The organism is Streptomyces sp. AM 2-1-1 (assembly GCF_029167645.1).
In the GTDB taxonomy this organism is placed as follows: domain Bacteria; phylum Actinomycetota; class Actinomycetes; order Streptomycetales; family Streptomycetaceae; genus Streptomyces.
The window spans coordinates 4353010-4373318 of record NZ_CP119147.1 but is presented as its reverse complement, the minus strand read 5'-3'; the positions used below and the strand labels follow the sequence as shown (position 1 = coordinate 4373318).

28 protein-coding genes are annotated in these 20309 nt (G+C 70.8%); 6 read left to right on the top strand and 22 right to left on the bottom strand.

Annotation, left to right across the window (positions count from 1 at the left end; translation table 11 throughout):
• Positions 1–2: 2 nt before the first annotated feature.
• From rplN to rpsJ, 12 genes are all read right to left on the bottom strand, one after another.
• Entirely contained in the window at positions 3–371 is a 369-nt protein-coding gene (gene rplN, locus PZB77_RS19150; protein WP_003974257.1) for a 50S ribosomal protein L14, read from the bottom strand.
• A gap of 108 nt (positions 372–479) precedes the next feature.
• Positions 480–764 (bottom strand): 30S ribosomal protein S17, encoded by a 285-nt coding sequence (gene rpsQ, locus PZB77_RS19145; protein WP_275493827.1) that lies wholly within the window; start codon positions 762–764, stop codon positions 480–482.
• The gene (gene rpmC / locus PZB77_RS19140; RefSeq protein ID WP_275493826.1) at positions 764–988 is read right to left on the bottom strand and encodes a 50S ribosomal protein L29; all 225 of its coding nucleotides are present in this window, start codon (positions 986–988) and stop codon (positions 764–766) included. Before rpmC ends, rpsQ begins: the two co-directional genes overlap by 1 nt.
• Entirely contained in the window at positions 988–1407 is a 420-nt protein-coding gene (gene rplP / locus PZB77_RS19135; protein WP_014047785.1) for a 50S ribosomal protein L16, read from the bottom strand. The genes rpmC and rplP overlap by 1 nt, the downstream gene beginning before the upstream one ends.
• A gap of 5 nt (positions 1408–1412) precedes the next feature.
• On the bottom strand, positions 1413–2255 hold the full coding sequence (gene rpsC / locus PZB77_RS19130) for a 30S ribosomal protein S3 (RefSeq protein ID WP_275493825.1): 843 nt from the start codon (positions 2253–2255) through the stop codon (positions 1413–1415).
• Positions 2255–2602 (bottom strand): 50S ribosomal protein L22, encoded by a 348-nt coding sequence (rplV, locus tag PZB77_RS19125; RefSeq protein ID WP_026290933.1) that lies wholly within the window; start codon positions 2600–2602, stop codon positions 2255–2257. Before rplV ends, rpsC begins: the two co-directional genes overlap by 1 nt.
• 42 nt (positions 2603–2644) lie before the next feature.
• A complete protein-coding gene (gene rpsS / locus PZB77_RS19120) occupies positions 2645–2926 on the bottom strand; it encodes a 30S ribosomal protein S19 (protein ID WP_023539342.1) in 282 nt (93 codons plus the stop codon).
• 12 nt (positions 2927–2938) lie between these two features.
• Positions 2939–3775: a 50S ribosomal protein L2 gene (gene rplB / locus PZB77_RS19115; protein ID WP_275493824.1), complete on the bottom strand. Its 837-nt coding sequence runs from the start codon at positions 3773–3775 to the stop codon at positions 2939–2941.
• 50 nt (positions 3776–3825) lie between these two features.
• Entirely contained in the window at positions 3826–4149 is a 324-nt protein-coding gene (gene rplW / locus PZB77_RS19110; protein WP_275493822.1) for a 50S ribosomal protein L23, read from the bottom strand.
• Positions 4149–4799, bottom strand: a complete 651-nt coding sequence (gene rplD, locus PZB77_RS19105; RefSeq protein WP_275493821.1) for a 50S ribosomal protein L4 — start codon at positions 4797–4799, stop codon at positions 4149–4151. The genes rplW and rplD overlap by 1 nt, the downstream gene beginning before the upstream one ends.
• 4 nt (positions 4800–4803) lie before the next feature.
• Positions 4804–5448, bottom strand: a complete 645-nt coding sequence (gene rplC / locus PZB77_RS19100; protein ID WP_275493820.1) for a 50S ribosomal protein L3 — start codon at positions 5446–5448, stop codon at positions 4804–4806.
• A 13-nt stretch (positions 5449–5461) separates the two neighbouring features.
• Positions 5462–5770 (bottom strand): 30S ribosomal protein S10, encoded by a 309-nt coding sequence (gene rpsJ, locus PZB77_RS19095; RefSeq protein WP_003948644.1) that lies wholly within the window; start codon positions 5768–5770, stop codon positions 5462–5464.
• Positions 5771–6356: 586 nt separating this feature from the next.
• On the opposite strand from rpsJ, the gene PZB77_RS19090 reads away from it, so the two are divergent.
• On the top strand, positions 6357–6710 hold the full coding sequence (locus PZB77_RS19090) for a VOC family protein (protein WP_275493819.1): 354 nt from the start codon (positions 6357–6359) through the stop codon (positions 6708–6710).
• Between the two features lie 108 nt (positions 6711–6818).
• Here the strand turns inward: PZB77_RS19090 and PZB77_RS19085 are convergent, their stop codons facing one another.
• Positions 6819–7640 carry a MurR/RpiR family transcriptional regulator gene (locus PZB77_RS19085; RefSeq protein ID WP_275493818.1) on the bottom strand — a complete coding sequence of 274 codons (822 nt, stop codon included), beginning with the start codon at positions 7638–7640 and terminating at the stop codon, positions 6819–6821.
• A gap of 65 nt (positions 7641–7705) precedes the next feature.
• Here PZB77_RS19085 and thrC point away from each other — a divergent pair, with 65 nt between their 5' ends.
• Complete coding sequence (thrC, locus tag PZB77_RS19080) at positions 7706–8770, top strand: threonine synthase (protein ID WP_275493817.1); 1065 nt, start codon at positions 7706–7708, stop codon at positions 8768–8770.
• 27 nt (positions 8771–8797) lie between these two features.
• On the opposite strand, the gene PZB77_RS19075 is transcribed toward thrC, so the two are convergent.
• The 3 genes from PZB77_RS19075 to PZB77_RS19065 all read right to left on the bottom strand — a co-directional run bounded on the left by PZB77_RS19075 (position 8798) and on the right by PZB77_RS19065 (position 10737).
• A complete protein-coding gene (locus PZB77_RS19075; protein WP_275493815.1) occupies positions 8798–9577 on the bottom strand; it encodes a helix-turn-helix domain-containing protein in 780 nt (259 codons plus the stop codon).
• A gap of 96 nt (positions 9578–9673) precedes the next feature.
• The gene (locus tag PZB77_RS19070) at positions 9674–10372 is read right to left on the bottom strand and encodes an NUDIX domain-containing protein (RefSeq protein ID WP_275493814.1); all 699 of its coding nucleotides are present in this window, start codon (positions 10370–10372) and stop codon (positions 9674–9676) included.
• Positions 10369–10737, bottom strand: coding sequence for a DUF4406 domain-containing protein (locus PZB77_RS19065; protein WP_275496125.1), 369 nt, complete (start codon positions 10735–10737; stop codon positions 10369–10371). The genes PZB77_RS19070 and PZB77_RS19065 overlap by 4 nt, the downstream gene beginning before the upstream one ends.
• Positions 10738–10885: 148 nt before the next feature.
• Here PZB77_RS19065 and PZB77_RS19060 point away from each other — a divergent pair, with 148 nt between their 5' ends.
• Together PZB77_RS19060 and PZB77_RS19055 are read left to right on the top strand one after the other, a co-directional pair.
• Positions 10886–11647, top strand: coding sequence for a DeoR/GlpR family DNA-binding transcription regulator (locus tag PZB77_RS19060; RefSeq protein WP_275493813.1), 762 nt, complete (start codon positions 10886–10888; stop codon positions 11645–11647).
• Positions 11648–11748: 101 nt separating this feature from the next.
• A complete protein-coding gene (locus tag PZB77_RS19055) occupies positions 11749–12285 on the top strand; it encodes a DUF4396 domain-containing protein (protein WP_275493812.1) in 537 nt (178 codons plus the stop codon).
• Between the two features lie 81 nt (positions 12286–12366).
• Here PZB77_RS19055 and PZB77_RS19050 read toward each other — a convergent pair whose 3' ends face one another.
• Genes PZB77_RS19050 through PZB77_RS19040 form a run of 3 tightly spaced genes read right to left on the bottom strand, consistent with a single transcriptional unit; the run spans position 12367 to position 13626 of the window.
• The gene (locus PZB77_RS19050) at positions 12367–12570 is read right to left on the bottom strand and encodes a DUF397 domain-containing protein (protein WP_275493811.1); all 204 of its coding nucleotides are present in this window, start codon (positions 12568–12570) and stop codon (positions 12367–12369) included.
• Positions 12571–12586: 16 nt separating this feature from the next.
• Entirely contained in the window at positions 12587–12793 is a 207-nt protein-coding gene (locus PZB77_RS19045; RefSeq protein WP_275493810.1) for a DUF397 domain-containing protein, read from the bottom strand.
• Positions 12790–13626: a helix-turn-helix transcriptional regulator gene (locus PZB77_RS19040; RefSeq protein WP_275496124.1), complete on the bottom strand. Its 837-nt coding sequence runs from the start codon at positions 13624–13626 to the stop codon at positions 12790–12792. The genes PZB77_RS19045 and PZB77_RS19040 overlap by 4 nt, the downstream gene beginning before the upstream one ends.
• Positions 13627–13809: 183 nt before the next feature.
• Here PZB77_RS19040 and PZB77_RS19035 point away from each other — a divergent pair, with 183 nt between their 5' ends.
• Positions 13810–14247 carry an ATP-binding protein gene (locus tag PZB77_RS19035; protein WP_275493809.1) on the top strand — a complete coding sequence of 146 codons (438 nt, stop codon included), beginning with the start codon at positions 13810–13812 and terminating at the stop codon, positions 14245–14247.
• Between the two features lie 438 nt (positions 14248–14685).
• Positions 14686–16077, top strand: coding sequence for a hypothetical protein (locus PZB77_RS19030; protein WP_275493808.1), 1392 nt, complete (start codon positions 14686–14688; stop codon positions 16075–16077).
• On the opposite strand, the gene PZB77_RS19025 is transcribed toward PZB77_RS19030, so the two are convergent.
• From PZB77_RS19025 to PZB77_RS19015, 3 genes are read right to left on the bottom strand one after another with little or no spacing between them, the layout of a single operon-like run.
• Positions 16047–16985, bottom strand: coding sequence for a beta-ketoacyl-ACP synthase III (locus tag PZB77_RS19025; protein ID WP_275493807.1), 939 nt, complete (start codon positions 16983–16985; stop codon positions 16047–16049). The two genes, PZB77_RS19030 and PZB77_RS19025, sit on opposite strands and share 31 nt — an antisense overlap.
• The gene (locus tag PZB77_RS19020) at positions 16982–18553 is read right to left on the bottom strand and encodes an FAD-dependent monooxygenase (protein WP_275493806.1); all 1572 of its coding nucleotides are present in this window, start codon (positions 18551–18553) and stop codon (positions 16982–16984) included. Before PZB77_RS19020 ends, PZB77_RS19025 begins: the two co-directional genes overlap by 4 nt.
• 5 nt (positions 18554–18558) lie before the next feature.
• On the bottom strand, positions 18559–20175 hold the full coding sequence (locus PZB77_RS19015; protein WP_275493805.1) for an MFS transporter: 1617 nt from the start codon (positions 20173–20175) through the stop codon (positions 18559–18561).
• Between the last annotated feature and the right edge of the window lie 134 nt (positions 20176–20309).

Genomic DNA, 20309 nt, shown 5'->3' with positions numbered 1-20309 from the left:
GCTTACAGCACCTCCGGCGCGAGCGAGATGATCTTCATGAACTTCTTCTCGCGCAGCTCCCGGCCCACCGGGCCGAAGATGCGGGTGCCGCGGGGGTCGCCGTCGTTCTTCAGAATGACGGCTGCGTTCTCGTCGAAGCGGATGTACGAGCCATCCGGACGACGGCGCTCCTTGACGGTGCGAACGATGACGGCCTTGACGACGTCACCCTTCTTCACGTTACCGCCGGGGATCGCGTCCTTGACGGTGGCGACGATGACGTCACCGATGCCCGCGTAGCGGCGACCCGAACCACCGAGAACACGGATGGTGAGGATTTCCTTCGCACCCGTGTTGTCGGCGACGCGAAGTCGCGACTCCTGCTGGATCACGTCTATCTCCTGATCGTCTGCCGGTTCCCGGCGGGGAGCTCCGTAAATCTCTTACGGAGCTCCCTCACCGAGCCTGGCGGAACCGACCTGAGGGAAACCCCTCAGGAATTACTTGGCCTTCTCGAGGATCTCGACGATGCGCCACCGCTTCGAGGCGGACAGCGGACGCGTCTCCATGATGATGACGCGGTCGCCGACGCCGGCAGTGTTCTGCTCGTCGTGAGCCTTGAGCTTGTTCGTACGGCGGATGACCTTGCCGTACAGGGCGTGCTTCACGCGGTCCTCGACGGCGACGACGACGGTCTTGTCCATCTTGTCGCTGACGACGAGACCCTCACGGGTCTTGCGGAAGCCGCGGTCGGTGTTGGTCTCAGTCACAGTCTTCTCGCTCATCAGGCGCTCTCCACCGTTTCGATGCCCAGCTCGCGCTCACGCATCAGGGTGTAGATCCGCGCGATGTCCTTACGGACGGACTTGAGCCGACCGTGGTTCTCGAGCTGACCAGTTGCCGCCTGGAAGCGGAGGTTGAACAGCTCTTCCTTGGCCTCGCGGAGCTTGTTGAGGAGCTCCTCGTCGCCCAGTTCGCGCAGCTCGGACGCCTTGGTACCGACCGACATCACGACTCACCTGCCTCGCGCCGAACAATCCGGCACTTCATCGGAAGCTTGTGAGCAGCGCGGGTAAGCGCCTCACGAGCAATCTTCTCGTTCGGGTAGGACAGCTCGAACATCACCCGACCGGGCTTGACGTTCGCGATCCACCACTCGGGAGAACCCTTACCGGAACCCATGCGGGTCTCGGCCGGCTTCTTCGTCAGGGGGCGGTCCGGGTAGATGTTGATCCAGACCTTGCCGCCACGCTTGATGTGGCGGGTCATCGCGATACGAGCTGCTTCGATCTGGCGGTTCGTCACGTACGCCGGGGTCAGCGCCTGGATGCCGTACTCGCCGAACGCAACCTGCGTGCCACCCTTGGACATACCGCTGCGCTTCGGGTGGTGCTGCTTGCGGTGCTTGACCCTACGGGGGATCAGCATTTCGGTCAGGCCTCCGTTCCGGTGCTCTCAGCAGCCGGAGCAGCGGCGGCGGGAGCGTCGGCCTTGGGGGCCTCGGCTGCCGAGCCGGTCTGCTGCGGCTTGCGTCCACGACCGCCACGCTCGCCACCACGGGCGCCACCACGGCCGGCCGGGCGGTCGGTGCCGCCACGGGCCGGGCGGTTGCCTGCGCGGGCAGCGGCGTTCTCGGCGCGGACCTCGGCGATGTTCTTGACGTCGCCCTTGTAGATCCAGACCTTCACGCCGATGCGGCCGAAGGTCGTCTTGGCCTCGAAGAAGCCGTAGTCGACGTTCGCGCGGAGCGTGTGCAGGGGCACGCGGCCCTCGCGGTAGAACTCCGAGCGGGACATCTCGGCGCCGCCGAGGCGACCGCCGCACTGGATCTTGATGCCCTTGGCGCCGGCCTTCATCGAGCTCTGCATGCTCTTACGCATGGCGCGACGGAAGGAGACGCGGGAGGAGAGCTGCTCGGCGACGGCCTGGGCCACCAGCTGAGCGTCCACCTCGGGGTTCTTGACCTCGAGGATGTTCAGCTGGACCTGCTTGCCGGTCAGCTTCTCCAGCTCGCCGCGGATGCGGTCGGCCTCGGCGCCGCGGCGGCCGATGACGATGCCCGGACGAGCGGTGTGGATGTCGACGCGGACGCGGTCGCGGGTGCGCTCGATCTCAACCTTCGAGATGCCGGCGCGCTCCATGCCCTTCGTCATCATGCGACGAATGGCGACGTCTTCCTTGACGTAATCCTTGTACAGCTTGTCGGCGTACCAACGGGACTTGAAGTCCGTGGTAATGCCGAGCCGGAACCCGTGCGGGTTTACCTTCTGGCCCATTACCGGGTTCCTTCCTTGCTGCTGACGACCACGGTGATGTGGCTGGTCCGCTTACGGATCCGGTAGGCACGGCCCTGAGCACGCGGACGGAACCGCTTCAGGGTCGGGCCCTCGTCCACGTACGCCTCGCTGATGACCAGCGAAGAGGCGTCAGGGTGGTCGTAGTTGTGTGCAGCGTTGGCGATGGCGCTGTCGAGCACCTTGCCAACCGGCACGCTCGCGGCCTGCGGGGCGAAACGCAGGACCGCCTGAGCCTCCGTGGCATCCATGCCACGGATGAGGTCCACCACTCGGCGGGCCTTCATGGGCGTGACGCGGATGTACCGCGCCTGGGCCCTGGCTTCCATGGTTGTCCCTTCGGTGTGAGTCATAGTCGTTTCCACCCCGCGTTAGCGGCGCTTCGACTTCCGGTCGTCCTTGACGTGGCCGCGGAAGGTGCGAGTCGGCGAGAACTCGCCGAGCTTGTGGCCGACCATCGACTCGGTGACGAACACCGGGACGTGGATCTTGCCGTTGTGCACCGCGATGGTGTGACCCAGCATGGCCGGGATGATCATCGAGCGACGGGACCAGGTCTTGATGACGTTCTTGGTGCCTGCCTCGTTCTGTACGTCCACCTTCTTGATGAGGTGTCCGTCGACGAAGGGCCCCTTCTTGAGACTGCGCGGCATCTAAACCCGCTCCTAGCGCTTCTTGTTCGTCTTGCGGCGGCGGACGATGTACTTGCTCGATGCCTTCTTCGGCGAGCGAGTACGACCCTCCTTCTGACCCCACGGCGAGACCGGGTGACGTCCACCGGAGGTCTTGCCTTCACCACCACCGTGCGGGTGGTCAACCGGGTTCATCGCGACACCGCGGACGGTCGGGCGAACGCCCTTCCAGCGCATGCGGCCGGCCTTGCCCCAGTTGATGTTCGACTGCTCGGCGTTGCCGACCTCGCCGATGGTGGCGCGGCAGCGTGCGTCGACCAGCCGGATTTCACCGGAGGGCATACGAAGGTGGGCCATCGTGCCCTCCTTCGCCAGCAGCTGCACGGACGCACCGGCGGAGCGGGCGAACTTCGCGCCGCCGCCGGGCCGCAGCTCGATGGCGTGGATGGTCGTACCGACCGGGATGTTGCGCAGCGCCAGGTTGTTGCCGGGCTTGATGTCGGCGGCCGGGCCGTTCTCGACACGGTCGCCCTGCTTCAGGCCCTTCGGGGCGACGATGTAACGCTTCTCGCCGTCCGCGTAGTGCAGGAGCGCGATGCGCGCGGTGCGGTTGGGGTCGTACTCGATGTGCGCGACCTTGGCCGGCACGCCGTCCTTGTCGTGACGACGGAAGTCGATCACGCGGTAGGCGCGCTTGTGGCCACCACCCTGGTGGCGAACGGTCACACGACCGGTGTTGTTACGGCCGCCCTTGCTGTGCAGGGGGCGGACCAGCGACTTCTCCGGCGTGGACCGCGTGATCTCGACAAAGTCGGCGACGCTGGAGCCACGACGGCCCGGCGTCGTCGGCTTGTACTTGCGGATACCCATGTTTTCTCAGTCCTCGGAAATATTCCGGATCCTGGACGTCCCTACCTCCGTCAGGAGGTCGGGCCGCCGAAGATGTCGATACGGTCGCCCTCGGCGAGGGTCACGATGGCGCGCTTCGTGTCCGAGCGCTTGCCGAAACCGGTCTTGGTGCGCTTGCGCTTACCCTGACGGTTGATCGTGTTGACGCCGGTGACCTTGACCGAGAAGACCGCCTCGACGGCCTGCTTGATCTGGGTCTTGTTGGAGCCCGGCGCGACGATGAACGTGTACTTGTTCTCGTCGAGCAGCGCGTAGCTCTTCTCGGACACGACCGGCTTCACGAGGATGTCGCGCGGGTCCGAGTACGTCTTGCTGGTAACGGTCGCCTCGCTCATCAGGCGTCGCTCCCTTCGGTCTCAGCGGTCTGGGGGCCAGACACGAAGGACTCGAAAGCGGCCTGGGTGAAGACCACGTCGTCAGAGACGATCACGTCGTACGTGTTGAGCTGGCCCGGGTCCAGGATGTGCACCTGGGGCAGGTTGCGCGCGGAGAGCCACGCGGCCTCGTCGGCACGGTCGACGACCAGGAGCAGGTTGGGACGCTCCGAGATCTTGCCGAACAGCGTCTTGGCGGCCTTGGTGGAGATCCCACCCTCGACCACGCCGGTGATGACGTGGATGCGGGAGTGACGCGCCCGGTCCGAGAGGGCACCGCGGAGGGCGGCGGCCTTCATCTTCTTCGGGGTGCGCTGCGAGTAGTCACGCGGCTGCGGGCCGTGGACGACGCCACCGCCGGCGAACTGCGGTGCGCGGGTCGAACCCTGGCGGGCGCGGCCGGTGCCCTTCTGGCGGTACGGCTTGCGGCCACCACCACGGACTTCGCCGCGACGCTTGGTCTTGTGCGTGCCCTGACGGGCAGCAGCCAGCTGTGCGACAACGACCTGGTGGATCAGCGGAACGCTGGTCTTCGCGTCGAAGATCTCCGCGGGGAGCTCGACGGTACCGGCCTTGTCGCCTGCCGGCGAAAGGATGTCAATGGTGCTCATTACCTCAAGCCCCCTTGGCCGCGGTACGGACCAGTACGAGGCCGCCGTTCGGACCGGGGACCGCGCCCTTGATGAGGAGCAGACCCTTCTCCGCGTCAACCGCGTGGATGGTCAGGTTCTGGGTGGTGACGCGCTCGTTACCCATACGACCGGCCATGCGCATGCCCTTGAAGACACGCCCAGGGGTGGCACAGCCACCGATCGAACCGGGGGAACGGTGCTTGCGCTGGACGCCGTGACCGGCGCCGAGGCCCTTGAAGTTGTGACGCTTCATGACACCGGCGAAGCCCTTGCCCTTGCTCTTGCCCGTGACGTCAACCTTGACGCCGGACTCGAACACCTCGGCGGTGAGCTCCTGGCCCAGCGTGTACTCGCTGGCGTCCGGGGTGCGCAGCTCCACCAGGTGGCGGCGCGGGGTCACGTCGGCCTTGGCGAAGTGACCCTTGAGGGGCTTGTTCACCTTGCGCGGGTCGATCTCGCCGAAGGCGATCTGGACCGACTCGTAGCCGTCGTTGTCGTTGGTGCGGACCTGGGTGACGACACAGGGCCCGGCCTTGACGACGGTCACCGGGACAACCCGGTTGTTCTCGTCCCAGACCTGGGTCATGCCGAGCTTCTCGCCCAGGACGCCCTTAATGTTCTTAGCCATCTCGCGCGTCACCTCAGAGCTTGATCTCGATGTCGACGCCGGCCGGCAGGTCGAGACGCATCAGCGAGTCAACCGTCTTCGGCGTGGGGTCGAGAATGTCGATGAGGCGCTTGTGCGTGCGCATCTCGAAGTGCTCGCGCGAGTCCTTGTACTTGTGCGGCGACTTGATGACGCAGTACACGTTCTTCTCAGTGGGCAGCGGCACCGGGCCCGCGACCGACGCACCAGTGCGGGTCACCGTCTCGACGATCTTCTTCGCCGAGGAGTCGATGACCTCGTGGTCGTAGGCCTTGAGCCGGATGCGGATCTTCTGTCCCGCCATGGCTACTAGTAGTCCTGTCTCTCGAAACGCTCTGGAACCCGGGGGTTCTCCTGACCTCCGCATCCGACCCACGCGGTCGGGCGTGTCGCATCCCCTCTACGAAAATCTCCCGAAGGAGATCCCAACCAAGGGGGTGCGGGCCCGAGGACCGCGCTGCGCTCAATGAAGAGCTTGTCGGGGGCGGAACGCCCACCGGGTGCCTGGTCTATGCCCCTCTGACGCTTCCCGGAAGATTCCCGTACTTCCGACCCATTCAGGGCCGACGAGTACTGTGGGACTCGCTTCCGGTCCTCCCGGCGGGAGGCGCGCAGCATTGACACTCAACCGAGCAACCTGGCCAGTGTGCCACACGCGGTGGGAGCCTGGCCAATCGGCCCAGGATCTTACCCCCCACGGGCGATTGCTCAAACGCGGGCGCGGAGGGGCGGGGTGGCTCCGTGCGGCCGGGTCCGGAGGATCCGGGTGTGGCGCCCCTCACGTGCGGGGGCGCGCTTCTTCGCGGGGGCCGACCGCCGGACGGCCCCGTGCCCGCCCCCAGAACCGCGGTTCCGTCCCGGAACCGGCGCCCTGCCGGCACCCTGTCGGCATGGAACGCGTGCGGGGAGTGGGCGGTTACTTCGTGCGGTCCGCCGATCCGGACGCCCTGGGCGCCTGGTACCGCGACCGCCTCGGGCTGGACCTCGACGACAACGGCATGTGGCACCCGGAGGCCGGGGCGTTCGTCTTCGCCGCGTTCGACGCCGACACCGGCTACTTCGGCTCCCGCGCCCGGCGGACGATGCTCAACTTCCGCGTCCGGGACCTGGACGCGATGCTCGCGCAGCTCCGGGCGGCGGGAGCGGACGTGGCCGAGGAGACGCAGGACGTGGCGGGCGTCGGCCGCTTCGGCCGGGTCACCGACCCGGACGGCAACCGGGTCGAGCTGTGGCAGTCCGGCTGACCGGCCGTCCGGCCACGCGTCGCGATCCCCGGCGGCCGGCCCGCGGTCCGTCGGGCCGGCCGCGATCCCGTGCCCGGCAGCCCCGGCAGTTCCGCAGCCCCTGCGGGGCTATTCCGCCGGGGGCTGGAGCGACCGCGTCAGTTCGTCCAACTCGTCCAGTCGCTCGGTGGCGTTGAGCTTCGCCGCCGTGGCGACGAGCAGGAGTTCGGTGACGGCGATCTCGTGCGTGAGGGGGGCGATGGGCCCGGCGGCGGCGCGGGGAAGCGGGGCGAGGACGTGGGCGTGGTCCGCCAGGGGTGACCTCCAGGCGTCGGTGATGAGCAGGAGCCGGGCGCCCCGTGCCACGGCCGCCCGGGCGAAGGCCGCGGTCTGCGCCGAGTAGCGCCGGAAGTCGTAGGCGACGACGAGGTCCCCGGAGGCCACCTCCAGCAGCGATCGCGCCCGCTCGGGGCCGCTTCCGGTGACGAAGCGGACGGCGGGCCGCAGCGCCCCGAGCTGACGGACCAGGTAGTCGGCCGCGAGTTCGCTGAGGGGACCGCCCAGCGCCCAGACCGCTCGCGCCCCGACGAGTGCCCCGGCCGCCGACTCCAGCAGGGGGGCGTGGAACGCGGCGATCGTTTCGGACAGGCCGTGGTGGAGCTCGGCCGCCGCTCCTCGCGGGTCGAGACCCTGGGCGGCGAACTCGCGCAGGCGGGACCGCTCCTGCGCACCGGTCCGGACGGCGGCCTGGAATCCGGCGAAGCCCTCGTGACCGAGCCGGTCGACGAGGCGCGAGGCCGTCGGCGGGCTCACCCCGGCCCGCTCCGCCAGGGTCCGCAGGGAACCCAGTGCCGCGAACGGATAGTCGTCCAGGAGCAGTCGGGCCACCGCCCGCTCTCCGGGAGCGAGCCGGGGATAGATCTCTTCGAGCTGCGCCACCACGGGGTCCATGACACCGAATGTTACACACAATCTCTCTTGACCCGTCCGATGAAACGTCTGTTACGTTCTCCGCCATGAACTCCTGGCACGGACTGATCGACAGTGACTACCGGCGCTGGTTGCCGGTGACCGACCGCACCCCCACCGTCTCCCTGCACGAGGGCAACACCCCGCTGCTGCGCTCCGCGCACCTCTCCGGCCTGACCGCCTGCGACGTCCGGCTCAAGATCGAGGGCGCCAATCCCACGGGCTCGTTCAAGGACCGGGGGATGACGGTCGCCCTCAGCAGAGCGGCAGAGGACGGAGCCGAGCTCGTCATCTGTGCGTCGACGGGGAACACCAGCGCCTCCGCCGCCGCCTACGCGGCGCGGGCAGGCCTGAGTGCGGCGGTCCTCGTGCCGCGCGGAGGGGTCGCGCTGGGGAAGCTGGGACAGGCCATCCGCTACGGCGCCCGGATCGTCGAGGTCGACGGCACCTTCGACGCCTGCCTGCGGATCGCGCGGGAGCTCGCCGCCCACCATCCCGTCGCCCTCGTCAACAGTGTCGGCAACGAACTGCGCCTGGCCGGTCAGCGCACCGTCGCCTACGAGATCGTGGACGCGCTCGGTGAAGCCCCCGACATCCACTGCCTGCCCGTCGGCAACGGTGGGAACGTCACGGCCACGTGGCAGGGGTACCGGACCTACCACTCCGCGGGGCGCGCCCGGCGCCTGCCGCGCATGTGGGGGTTCCAGGCGGCCGGAGCCGCACCGCTCGTACACGGCGAACCGGTCTCCCGGCCCGAGACCCTGGCCAGTGCGATCCGCGTCGGCAACCCCGCCACCTGGGAGGGCGCGATCACCGCGCGGGAGGAGTCCGGCGGCCTGGTCGCCGCCGTCACCGACGAGCAGATCCTCGCCGCCTACCGTCTGCTGGGCCGCCGCGACGGCGTCTTCGTCGAGCCGGCCTCGGCAGCCGGTGTCGCCGGCCTCCTGGACCACCACGAGCGCGGCCTGGTCGCCCCCGGGCAGTCGATCGTCATCACCCTCACCGGCAACGGACTCAAGGACCAGGACGCCGCTCTGCGCGACAGCGAGCCGCCGACCCGTACCGGCGCTGCGGCTTCCGAGGTCGCCCGCACCCTCAGTCTCACCCCCTGACCGCGACCGCGGGAGCGGCCGACGGCCTCAGGCGGTGTCCGGCAGGTCGTGACGAGGTGTTCCGGGTGACGACGGGCCCCGGCTCCCGGCGGGTACGAGGCCGACGAGCCCGAGGTGGTCCGCGAGGGCGTCGGCTCCGGTGCCGGTCACGGCGACTGCCCGGCTGCTGCCGATACGGGTGATCCACCCCGCGTCGAAGGCGTGCCGGCAGAGGGCGGCTCCGACCGCTCCGGCGAGGTGCGGGCGTCGTTCCGTCCAGTCCAGGCAGGAGCGTACGGGTGGCCGCCGCGGGCCGGTCGGCGGCGGCAGCGCGATGCCCAGCCCGTCCAGCCAGGCGGTCCCGGCGGCGGTGAGCGTGAGCCCGTGCGCCCAGTCCAGCAGACCCCGGTCGGTCATGGCGGTGGTGAGGGCGACCCCGAGGGCTCCGGCGAGGTGGTCGTAACAGGTACGGGCCCGGGCCAGGGCCCGGCTGCGGCTGACGGCCGGGAGGGAGACGGCGAGGGGTGCGGCGCGGCGGGGAGCCATGGCGGCGAGGTTCTCGATCACCTCCGCCGCGGCGGGGTCGGCCAGGCGCACGTAGCGGTGACGGCCCTGCCGTTCCTCGGCCAGCAGTCCTCCGGCGACCAGGCGGTTCAGGTGCTCGGTCGCCGTCGAAGGGGCCACCCCGGCATGCCGGGCGAGCTCGGTCGCGGTCCACGCCCGGCCGTCCAGCAGCGCGAGGCAGAAACCGGCCCGGGTGCGGTCGGCGAGGAGCCCGGCCAGGGCTGCCAGGTCCGGGCCCTCTGCGTGTACGTCGTGGCGGGTCATCGCCCTCCAGTGTCCACCCCGGGCCGCTCGGCGCCTCCGTGCGGGTGGAGCCCTGCCGGTGGCCCGCGTCACGCTTCCCGCGTCATGGCTCTCGCGTCATGGCTCTCGCGTCACGGCTCTCGCGGGAGGGACGAGAGGGGCGAAGGGTCCGTGCAGGGCCGCCCATTGCAGGAGGAGGACGGTCTTGCCGTCGGCGATGCGCCCGTCACCGGTCATGGCGAGGGCCTCGGTGAAGGAGAGTTCGAGGACCTCGATGTCCTCTCCTTCCTCCTCCACGCCGCCGCCGGCTCCGGTCCGGTCTGCTGCCGTGTACGGGGCCGCGAAGAAGTGGAGCCGTTCGGTGACGGACCCGGGGCTCATGTAGGCGTCGAGGACGTGGGTGAGCGGGCCGAGGACGACGCCGAGCTCTTCGGCCGCCTCGCGTCGGACGGCGGTGAACGGGTCGTCCTCGTCGAGCAGTCCGGCAGCCGCTTCGACGAGCATGCCGTCGGGGTGGCCGTTGACGTACGCCGGGTAGCGGAACTGCCGGGTGAGCAGGACGTTCCCCCGCCCGGAGTCGTACGGCAGGACGACGGCGCCGTTGCCGCGGTCGTAGGTCTCGCGCTGCTGGGTCTCCCAACGCCCGTCGCGACGGCGGTAGTCGAAGGTGGTGCGGCGCAGGACGTGCCAGCCCCGGGAGGTCAGTTCGACGTCGCGGACCAGCACGCCGGGGTTGCGGTCCAGGTCGCGCCCGGCCCGGTCGAGTCCGGTGCGGCCCCGGTGGTCGGGGGCGTCGACGCCGGGGCGGGTGGTCACACCGCCTCGCACGGGGTACGCGGAGGAATGGCGCTCGCCTCGAAGTAGACGGGCAGGCCGCGGCGCCGGGCGGTGGCGACGTCCTGGTCGGCGCCGGCGGACTCGCCGGGCAGGCGGAGTACTGCGTCGCAGCGGGTGAGCAGTCGGTGGGCGGTCGGGTAGAGGACCTCGTCCGCCAAGGGGTCGGTAGGACCCGCTCCGGCGGAACGCAGCACCGGCAGGGCGATCCATTCGCCGATGACGGGGATGTGCCCGGCGGCGAAGACCGGCCATGCGGCGGCTTCGAGGCGGTCGAGGTTGGCCGCCATGGCCCGCGGGTCTCCGTCGGTGCCGGAGCGGTAGGGACCGGCGATCAGGATGAGCATGGGGGTGTCGGTCGCGCCCGCCGCAACGGGCGCGTGGGTCGCAGTGGTCGTGTCGGTCGTCTCGGTCGCAACGGTCGTGTCGGTCGCATCGGGGGTCATGGACGAGTACGATACATGCAGAAACGTGCAAGAACGAGAGAGAGTGCGCATGCTGGCTGCCGAACGACGTGACCATCTACTCGGGCTGCTCGCCCGTGAGGGCAAGATCGTCGCCAAGGACGTCGCCGCCGATCTGGGGATCTCCGAGGACAGCGTGCGGCGCGACCTGCGCGATCTCGCGGCCGAGGGTCTCTGCCAGCGGGTCTACGGCGGCGCGCTGCCCGCGTCCCCGGCGGTGGTCGACTATGCCGCCCGGCAGAGCGTCGCCTCCGGGGGGAAGCGGAAGGTCGCCTCGGTCGCGGCGGGCCTGGTGCGGCCGGGCGGCTCGCTGATCCTCGACGGCGGCACCACCGCTCTGGCCGTCGCCCGGGCGCTCCCGCCCGAGCTCGCCTGCACGGTGATCACCCACAGCCCCACCATCGCCGCCGCTCTGCTCGACCACCCGCGGGCGGAACTCTTCCTGCTCGGCGGCCGGGTCTTCAAGCACTCGGCGGTCACCTGCGGTGCGGCGGCGGTCGAGGCGGCCCAGAACGTCTCCGCCGATCTCTGCCTGCTCGGCGTCACCGGCGTGCACCCCGAGGCCGGCCTCACGACCGGGGACGCCGAAGAGGCCGCCATGAAGCGGGCCCTCTCCGCGCGGGCGGCGGACACCTACGTCCTCGCGTCCTCCGAGAAGATCGGCACGGCCTCGCAGTTCCGCGTCCTTCCCTGGGAGAGGGTCACCGGACTGATCACCGATGCCGAACCCGGCAACGCGGTCATCGAACAGCTCGTGGCGGAGACCGGGGTGGAGATCCTGCCGGCCCGCTGACAGCTCCGTCCGCCCTATGGAATACCCCAGGGGGGTATGTCGTTCACCCGTGTGGGGCCGCGGGACGCGGTCCAGGCAGAGACGGAAAGGGGACGATCGTCATGGCCCACAGCTCGAACCACCACAGCCCGCACTCCCCCGACGGGGCGCACGGCGCGGGACACGGCGCCCATGCCCCGCACGCCGCCGGCCACGGTGCGGCGGGGGCGTCGTGGGGAGCGGCGGCGAAGGCGACGCTGCACTGCCTGACCGGTTGCGCCATCGGCGAGATCCTCGGTATGGCCATCGGCACGGCCCTGATGTGGGGCAATGTCCAGACGATGGTCCTGGCGATCGTGCTGGCGTTCGTCTTCGGCTACTCGTTCACGCTGTTCGCGGTCCGGCGGGCCGGCCTGGACTTCAGGACCGCCGTGAAGGTCGCGCTGGCCGCCGACACCGCCTCGATCGCCGTGATGGAACTCGTCGACAACGGCATCATCGCCGTGGTTCCCGGCGCGATGGACGCCCACGTGGACGAGGGCCTGTTCTGGGGCGCGCTGCTGGGCGGTTTGGCCATCGCGTTCCTGATCACCACTCCGGTCAACAAGTGGATGATCGGCCGCGGCAAGGGCCACGCCGTCGCCCACGCCTACCACTGACCCGCGACCCGACGTACTGCTGACCCGAGGAGCGGGGCGCGCCCACGGCGCGCCCCGCTCCTGTGCGCGGTCCCGGCGCGGTCAATGCCCCGCGTACCCGACGAACGCGATCCAGGATGCGGGCCGGAAGTTGAGCCGGGGACCGGCGAGGTTCTTGGAATCCCGGACGTGGACGGCGGAGGCAGCCGAGGCGACTTCGACGCAGTCGGGACCATCGTTCGTGCTGTAGCTGCTCTTGAACCACGCCAGGCCAGGCGCGACTTCGGTGTAGGTCCACATGCCCATCTCTCCTCCTCGGCTGTCAGTCCTCGGCCGTGAACCCCACGAACGCGGCCCACGGGGCAGGCCGGAACCCGAGCTGCGGACCACGAAGGTTCTTCGAGTCCCGTACGTGGACGGCGGAGACGGCCCTGGCGACCTCCACACACGAGGGACCGTCGTTCGTGCTGTAACTGCTCTTGAACCATTCCAGGTCGGAAGAGCCTCCGGTCACGGGCGTGATGTTCATGTCTCTCCCAGCAGTTTTTCGACGAGTACCCGGGATTGGCGAGGACTGAGCGCTTGCGCCCGGATCATTCCGTACCGCATCTCAAGGATGTGAACCTCTTTGGGATCGGTGATCAATCGGCTCGTGAGCTGTACCTCGGTGTGCCCCACCGACGAGCCGTCCGACAACTTGAGTACGCGATGCGACCCCGCAAGTCCCGCGTGCTCCTCGGTGTCCGTCGGCATGACCTGGACCTCTACATGCCTCAACCTGCCGAGTTCCAGAAGGTGTTCCAGTTGCCTGCGCAACACCATTCTGCCTCCGGTGGGACGCTGCAACACGGCCTCTTCGAGGACGAACGTCAGCAAGGGCGCAGGAGATCGTCCGAGCAGTCGTTGCCGCGCCATCCGAGAAGCCACGAGCCTGTCGATCGCATCCTCGGTGAACGCGGGAAGCCTCTCCCCGTAAAGAGCCCGGCTGTGCTCCTCGGTCTGGAGAAGTCCGTCGAACACCCCTGCGGCGTAGGAACCGATCTCCACCGCATCCGCTTCCAGCTTCGCCAGATCCCGGACCTTCTTCGGGTACCTCGCCTCCGCCACGTCCTGTTTCATCGCGGCGATCTTGCCGCCCGCGCCCAGGGCTTCGTCCGCCCTGTCCAGGAACTCCGGCTTGGGGATGCGCTTGCCGGCTTCGACCTTGTAGACCTGGTTCTCGCCGTAGCCGATGGCGCGGCCGAGGTCGGCGGCGCGCAGGCCGGCGGCTTCGCGCCAGAGGCGGATCTGCCTGCCGACGGCGGCGATCACCGCGCCGGAGTCGTCCTCCAGGCCGAAGTCTCCGACGTCCGGCTCGTCCATGCCGTCGGCCGTACCGTCCCTGCCGTCTTCCTCCAGCATCGGAGATCCCCGCCTTCTCGACCCGTCACTCAGGCATGCGCGGCGCCGTACGGACTGGACAGGGGAGTCCCCCGACCGGACAGTCACCGTCCGTACCCGCGTCGGCACTTCCCAGCGTAGTGACCTGCGGCCACGCTGAGTGACATGAACCAAGAAATCGTCCAACCGCGCGCCACCTCGGGGAAGTTCACGCTTCAGCTTTCGGCCACTCCTCGGGCCGCCCGACTGGCCAGGCTGCTGGCGACGGAGCAGCTGCGTTCGTGGGGGCTGCCGCGGGACGCGGCCGCTCTGGTGGTCGCGGAGCTGGCGGCCAACGCGGTGGTGCACGGATACGTCCGGGGGCGCGACTTCCATCTCGGGCTCACTCTCACGGGCGACACGCTCCGTATCGAGGTGGCGGACACCCGCCGCGACCGACTGCCGCGCGTACGGGCGTCGGGGGCGGACTCCGCGTCGGCGGCGGACTGCGAGTCGGGGCGGGGTCTGGTGCTCGTGGAGGCACTGGCTGCGCGCTGGGGTGTGGAAGAGGGGCCGTTCCCCCGGAAGACGGTGTGGGCGGAGGTGTCGGTCACCGGGTCGTGACTGCCGGGACCCGGTGGACCGGGTCCTGGCGATCCGTGTCCTGGCGCGGAGGGACGGGGCGCCGCGGGACTCACCAGCTTTAAAGAACCGGGTAAAGAACCAAACCCCACCCGACCCCACCCGGCAGGGCCCGGCCGCTGGGCACGCCTGGTCGGCGGCGGGTCAACGGGCTCTCGGCTGCCACTCACCCGGACGGGTGAGTTTTACCAACTGCGCTCCCTAATGGTCCGGTTGGCAGGCATATGCTCCCCCCAACAGCAGGGGCATCCGCCCCTCACCAGACATAGGACGGCCCCCGGCCGGGACTGGCATCCCGAACGAGGGCCTGACCAACTAGGAAGAAAGCCCTTCCCGATGGATACCCAGCAGGTTAGCGCGCGCCCGCGCGCCCAGACAGTGGTTGACCGCAGCCGTACCCGGCCCGCAGGGCTGTCGCACGTGACCGTCCCCCTCACCAGCGAGTTCGTGGTGGTCGGCAACCACCTGGCCCAGCACCCCGAGTTGTCGCTCGTCGCGATCGGCGTCTCGGTCCACATCCAGTCGCTGCCGCCCGGCAAGCGGGTGGGCATCAAGGCGCTCGCGGAGCGCTTCCGGGAAGGCGCCGAGACCATCGCGCGGGCCATGCGCGAACTGGAGCGGTGCGGGTACCTGGACCGCCCCCGGGACCGTGTCGGCGAGGGCCGGATCAGGACGCGGACCATCGCGTACAACCACCCCGACGCCGCCCGGCAGGACCGCGCCGAGCGCGAGGCGGCGACCAGGCAGCGAGCCACCGGCGGGCGGAGGTCTTCCGGCCGTACGGTCGCCGGGCCGGGCGCCGTCGCGGTACCGCAGCAGCGGGCGGGGGCCGCGCCCACCGCCTGGAGCGGGGCCGCGCGTACCCCCCGCGGACGGCGCACCGAGCGACGGCCGGTACGGGCGATGTGCACGGCGGCGGAGGCGCTGCGGGAGCTGTGGGAGCCGGGGGCCACTACGGCTCCGGCCATCGCCCCGGCTCCGGTGCCGGTGCCTGTGCCGGTCCCGGTTCTGGCCCAAGCCCCGGTTCCGACCTCTGCTCCGGCTCCGCCTCCGGCCTCGACCTCGGCCTTCGCTCCGGCGGCAGCTGCGGGGACCCCCGTGGGAGCGCCCGCAGACGTGCCTCCCGCCCTCGCGTGGGAAGCGCCGGTCGGGACCGGGACCGTACGTCCGGAGCCGGACGCACCGCCCCCGCCGACCGGGCCGCCGGCGTCGCCCGACCCCCACCGGCCGACGGAGCCCGCCGCTCCCCCGGCACCTCACCTCTCCACGGCGGGGGACGCGCCTGCCGGAACCGGCACCCCCGGCGTACCCAGTGCCGCGTCCATCCGGGCCTCGCTCCAGCGGCCGACCGCGCCGGCCGCGCCCACTGCGGCCGAACGGGCGCGGCACGCCATCGCCGTCGAACTGCTCAGTGGGCTGCGGGGCGCGGACGAGCGGCTGAGGCTCAGCGAGGAGCACGTGCGGCTCCTCGCGCCGTCCGTGGTCGTCTGGCTGGATCGGGACGTGCGCCCGGACGACGTGCGCGCGGCCCTGCTCGGCGACCTGCCCCCGCAGGTGAAGTACCCGGTGAAGTTCCTCGGCGCCCGCCTGAGGAGCCAGGTGCCCCCGCCGCTCCCCTCCGGGAGCGGGCGCCCGACGGCTCCGACGACTCCGAGGGGTCCGGCGGCCGCCCGGGGTCCGGCCGTCGTCCCCATGCAGAACTGCGAGAGCTGCGACCGGGGGTTCCGGTCCCCCGCACCGGGCATCTGCCGCGACTGCCGGCCGGACGAGGGGGCGCTGTCTCAGGGGGCCAGCACGACCTGTCCCGCGTAGGCGAGGCCCGCGCCGAAGCCGAAGAGCAGGGTCGGGGCGCCGGACGGGACGGAACCCTCTTCCAGGAGCTTGGAGAAGGCGAGCGGGACGCTGGCCGCCGAGGTGTTGCCGGAGACCGTGACGTCGGTGGCCACCACCGCGTTGACCGCCCCCAGCTTCGCCACGATGGGTTCGATGATCCGCAGATTGGCCTGGTGGAGGACGACGGCACCCAGTTCCTCGGGGCGCACTCCGGCTCGCTCGCAGACGCGCAGAGCGAGGGCGGGGAGTTCTCCGGTGGCCCACCGGAACACCGCCTGGCCCTCCTGGGCGAAACGCGGGGGCGTCCCTTCGATCCGTACGGCGTGCCCCTTGTCGGGGAAGGAGCCCCAGAGGACGGGGCCGATGTCCGCGGTCTCCGACGGCTCGACCACGGCCGCCGCAGCTCCGTCGCCGACCAGGATGCAGGTGCTGCGGTCGGTCCAGTCCACCGCGGAGCTGAACTTCTCGGACGCCACCACCAGGGCGCGCCCGGCGGACCCCGCCCGGATGGCGTGGTCGGCGAGGGCGAGCGCGTGGTTGAAGCCGGAGCAGGCGGTGTTGACGTCCAGCAGCGCCGGACGGCCCACGCCCAGTCGGTCCGCGACGCGGCCGGCCATGTTCGGGGCGCGGTTCTCCGCGGTGCAGGTGGCCACGACGACCAGGTCGATGTCGTCGGCTGCTCTTCCGGCGTTGGCCAGTGCCTTCTCGGCGGCGGCCGCCGCCATCGTGTCCACCGTCTCCTCGGCGTCCGCGATGTGGCGGGTGCGGATGCCCACCCGGCTGCGTATCCACGCGTCGGTGGTGTCGACCGACGCGGCGAGTTCGTCATTGGTGAGGACGCGGGAGGGCTGGTAGTGGCCCAGCGCGGTGATGCGGCTTCCGGTCACGGTGAGTCTCCGGGGATGAAGGGTGTTGCGGAGGGGTCGCGGCGTCCCAGGAGGGCATCGAGTGCTGCCTCGAGTGCGGGAGCGCCGTCGTCCGAGCCGTCGCCTTCGTCGGCCCAGGCGATGTATCCGTCCGGCCGGACCAGGACGGCCGTCAGCCGCCCGACGGCCCCGGCCGGAGCCGTCACCACGTCGAGCACCTCGTCCCACGGCCCCGCGGCCTTGCGCAGGGCGGTCTCCGTCTCGCCGGACAGGATGATCAGCTGGAGACGGCCGGAGTGCAGCAGATCGGCGACACAGGTCTCCCCGCGTGCGGTCCGCAGCGGGAAGTTGGGGAGGAACATGCCGGTCCACGGGTGCCCGTCCGGGTCCCGGGGCAGGGTGACGTCCTGGTCGCTGATCATGTCGCCGAGCTGCCTGCTGACCGCCGGGTTGCGGAGCAGATCCGTGAACAGCGCCCGCAGTGCGTCGTGTTGGCCGCCCGGCTGCATCAGGGCGAGCTGCGCCCGGGTGTTGTCGATGGTGCGGGCGGCCGGTGGGCGGCGCTCGGCGGTGTAGCTGTCGAGCAGGGTGGGGCTGGGCCAGCCCTTGAGGTGGTGGGCGAGCTTCCAGGAGAGGTTGACGGCGTCCTGCAGACCGAGGTTGAGCCCCTGGCCTCCCACCGGGAAGTGCACATGGGCGGCGTCCCCGGCGAGCAGGACACGGCCCTTTCGGTAGGTGTGCGCGAGGCGGGAGTAGTCGCTGAAGCGGTCCAGGTAGCGCGGGGTGCTCATCGGGATGTCGAATCCGGCGATGTGCGAGACGGTCCGCCGGAGTTCTTCGAGGGTGAGCGGGGTACGCCGGTCCTCCTGCGGCCCGCTGAAGTCGAAGGCCGCGACCCGGCTCGGCCCGAACGGGTTGGGCCCGATGACGGTCCAGCCGCGTGCGGTCGGCGTCCAGCCGGGCGGTACGCGGGCGGGGTCGTCCAGGGTGACCAGGCCGAGCACGGCCCGGGTCGTCGGGAGGTGTTCCTCGCTGCCGATGCCGGCCAGGGCGCGGACCGAACTGCGCGCGCCGTCGGCCCCGATCACCCACTGGGCCGCGAGCTCGGACTCGCGGCCGCTGCCGTCCTCCCGGACCGTGAGGACGGCGCCCTCATCGTCCGTACGCAGGTGGATCGCCCGGTAGCCGCGCAGGACGGCGGCGCCCCGGCGCCCGGCCAGGAACTCGAATTGGCGTTCGAGGTCGCTCTGCGCCCGGCCGACGATGGGTTCGCCCTCGACGGCGGGTGCGGTGATGGTCAGGCCGGGGAGCCCCGCGAAGTGGAAGCCCTGGGCCCGTTCCTCGGAGAGCAGCGCGGAGGCGGCGCCGGGACCGGGGAGGTAACCCCGGCGCCGCAGTGTTTGGGCGGTACGGGCGTGCAGGGTCCCGGCCTTGGGGATGTCCAGGGTGACCGGGTTCTGCTCGACGACGGCGACCCGGACTCCGTAGTGGGAGAGTTCGGCGGCGATCAGCATGCCGACCGGGCCGCCTCCGACGACGAGGACCTGGACCTGGGGGCGGGCCGGGAAGTCCGTGGAGTCCGCGGTCACGGCGCTCACTCCGCGGCGGAAGCGGTGGCGGAAGGGCGGGCGCGGTGGACGGCCGGGTCGGCGCCGACGGCCGGGTCCGCGCCGACGGCCGGGTCCGCGCCGGTGGCCGGGTCCGCGCCGGTGGCCGTGCCGGCCTCGGCGACCGGATCGCCATCGGTGCCGGTGCCCTTGTCGGCGGGGGTCCCGCCGCTGCGGGCCAGGGCGACGACCAGCAGGCCGAGGACCAGGCAGATCGCGGCCATGACCCAGAGCAGGGTGTGGAAGGCGCTGTTGTAGGTGCCGACGGGGTCGTCGCCGGAGTGCCCCACCGTCAGTGAGGCGAGGACCGAGCCGAACACCGCGACCGCGATGGCCTCGCTGCCCAGCCGCAGCGTGTTGAGGAAGCCGGCGGCCATGCCGGCCTTCGCCGGTTCCACCATCCCGAGGGCCTGTCCGTCCACCAGGCCGGCCGAGAGACCCATGCCGGCGCCGGTGATCAGCATCGGCAGCGCCATGGCCGCCAGGGAGCTCCCGGGTCCGATGAGGAGCAGCGCCAGGTCACCGACGATCAGGCAGACCAGGGAGGCGAAGACCACGGCGAGCGGGGTGGCGCCGCGCTGGACCAGCTTGAGCCCCACCAGGGGCAGCACGAGGACCGGGAGGGTGAGCAGCAGCATGGTGGCGCCGGCCGCCGAGGCGCTGTAGCCGGAGACCGCGGAGAGGTAGGACGGCAGATAGGTCAGCTGGGTGACGAAGCCGAAGGAGGCGGCGACCGGTACGAGGGTGTAGGCGAGGAACCGTCGCTCGCGGACCACCGACAGGTCGAGCAGCGGCGCCGCGGTCCGCCGGGCCAGTGCGCCGAAGGCGGCGAACAGCAGCAGCGCGAGGACCAGCAGCCCCAGGGTGCCGGGCGACGACCAGCCCCAGTCGGAGCCCTGGACGATGGCGTAGGTGAGAGCGGCCATGGCCAGGACGAAGAGGAGGGCGCCGGGCAGGTCGAGGCGCCCGGCGCGGGTGGGGGCGTCGCCGACGCGGCGGGAGATCGCCGGGACGCATCCCAGGACGACCACGAGGACGATGGCCTGGAGGACGAAGATCCAGCGCCAGCCGAGCGCGTCGATGGCCGGTCCGGAGACGGTGGGGCCGAGCGCGACGCCGATGCCAGCGACGGTGCCGAAGACGGCGAACGCCTTGGCGCGCGCCGGTCCTTCGTAGGCGGACGACAGAATGGCGCTGCCGCAGGCGAAGATCGCCGCGCCGCCGAGGCCGGCGAGTGCGCGGGCCCCGTCGAGGACGTAGACGTTGGGGGCCAGGGCGCAGGCCAGCGAGGCGGCGGCGAAGATCGCGGCCCCCATCGCGAAGGCGCGGATGCGGCCGGTGAGGTCGGCGAGCGCCCCCCAGACCAGGGTGAAGCAGGCGAACGCCACGTTGAAGGCGTTGACGACCCACTGGAGGGGGCCCGCTCCGGCATCGAGGTCGGCGCCGATGTCGGGCAGCGCGACCGCCGTACCGGAGATGGACGTGGGGACGACGAAGACCGCGAGCAGTACGGCGAAGAGCGTCAGTCCACCACCGGTGGAGGCGGACTCCGGCGCGGAGGGGCCTACTGCGGGGCGGGCGGGATCAGTGGTCGGTGATGCCACGGAGAACTCCGGTTGCGGGAGGAAAGGCGTACGGGAGGTCTGACGGCCGGGAGGGAGAGGGGCGGCTGCGGATCGCCGCGCCCACCCGTCGAGGAGGTACGTTGCTTTTCGAACCTCACCTTGGCATGGACGTA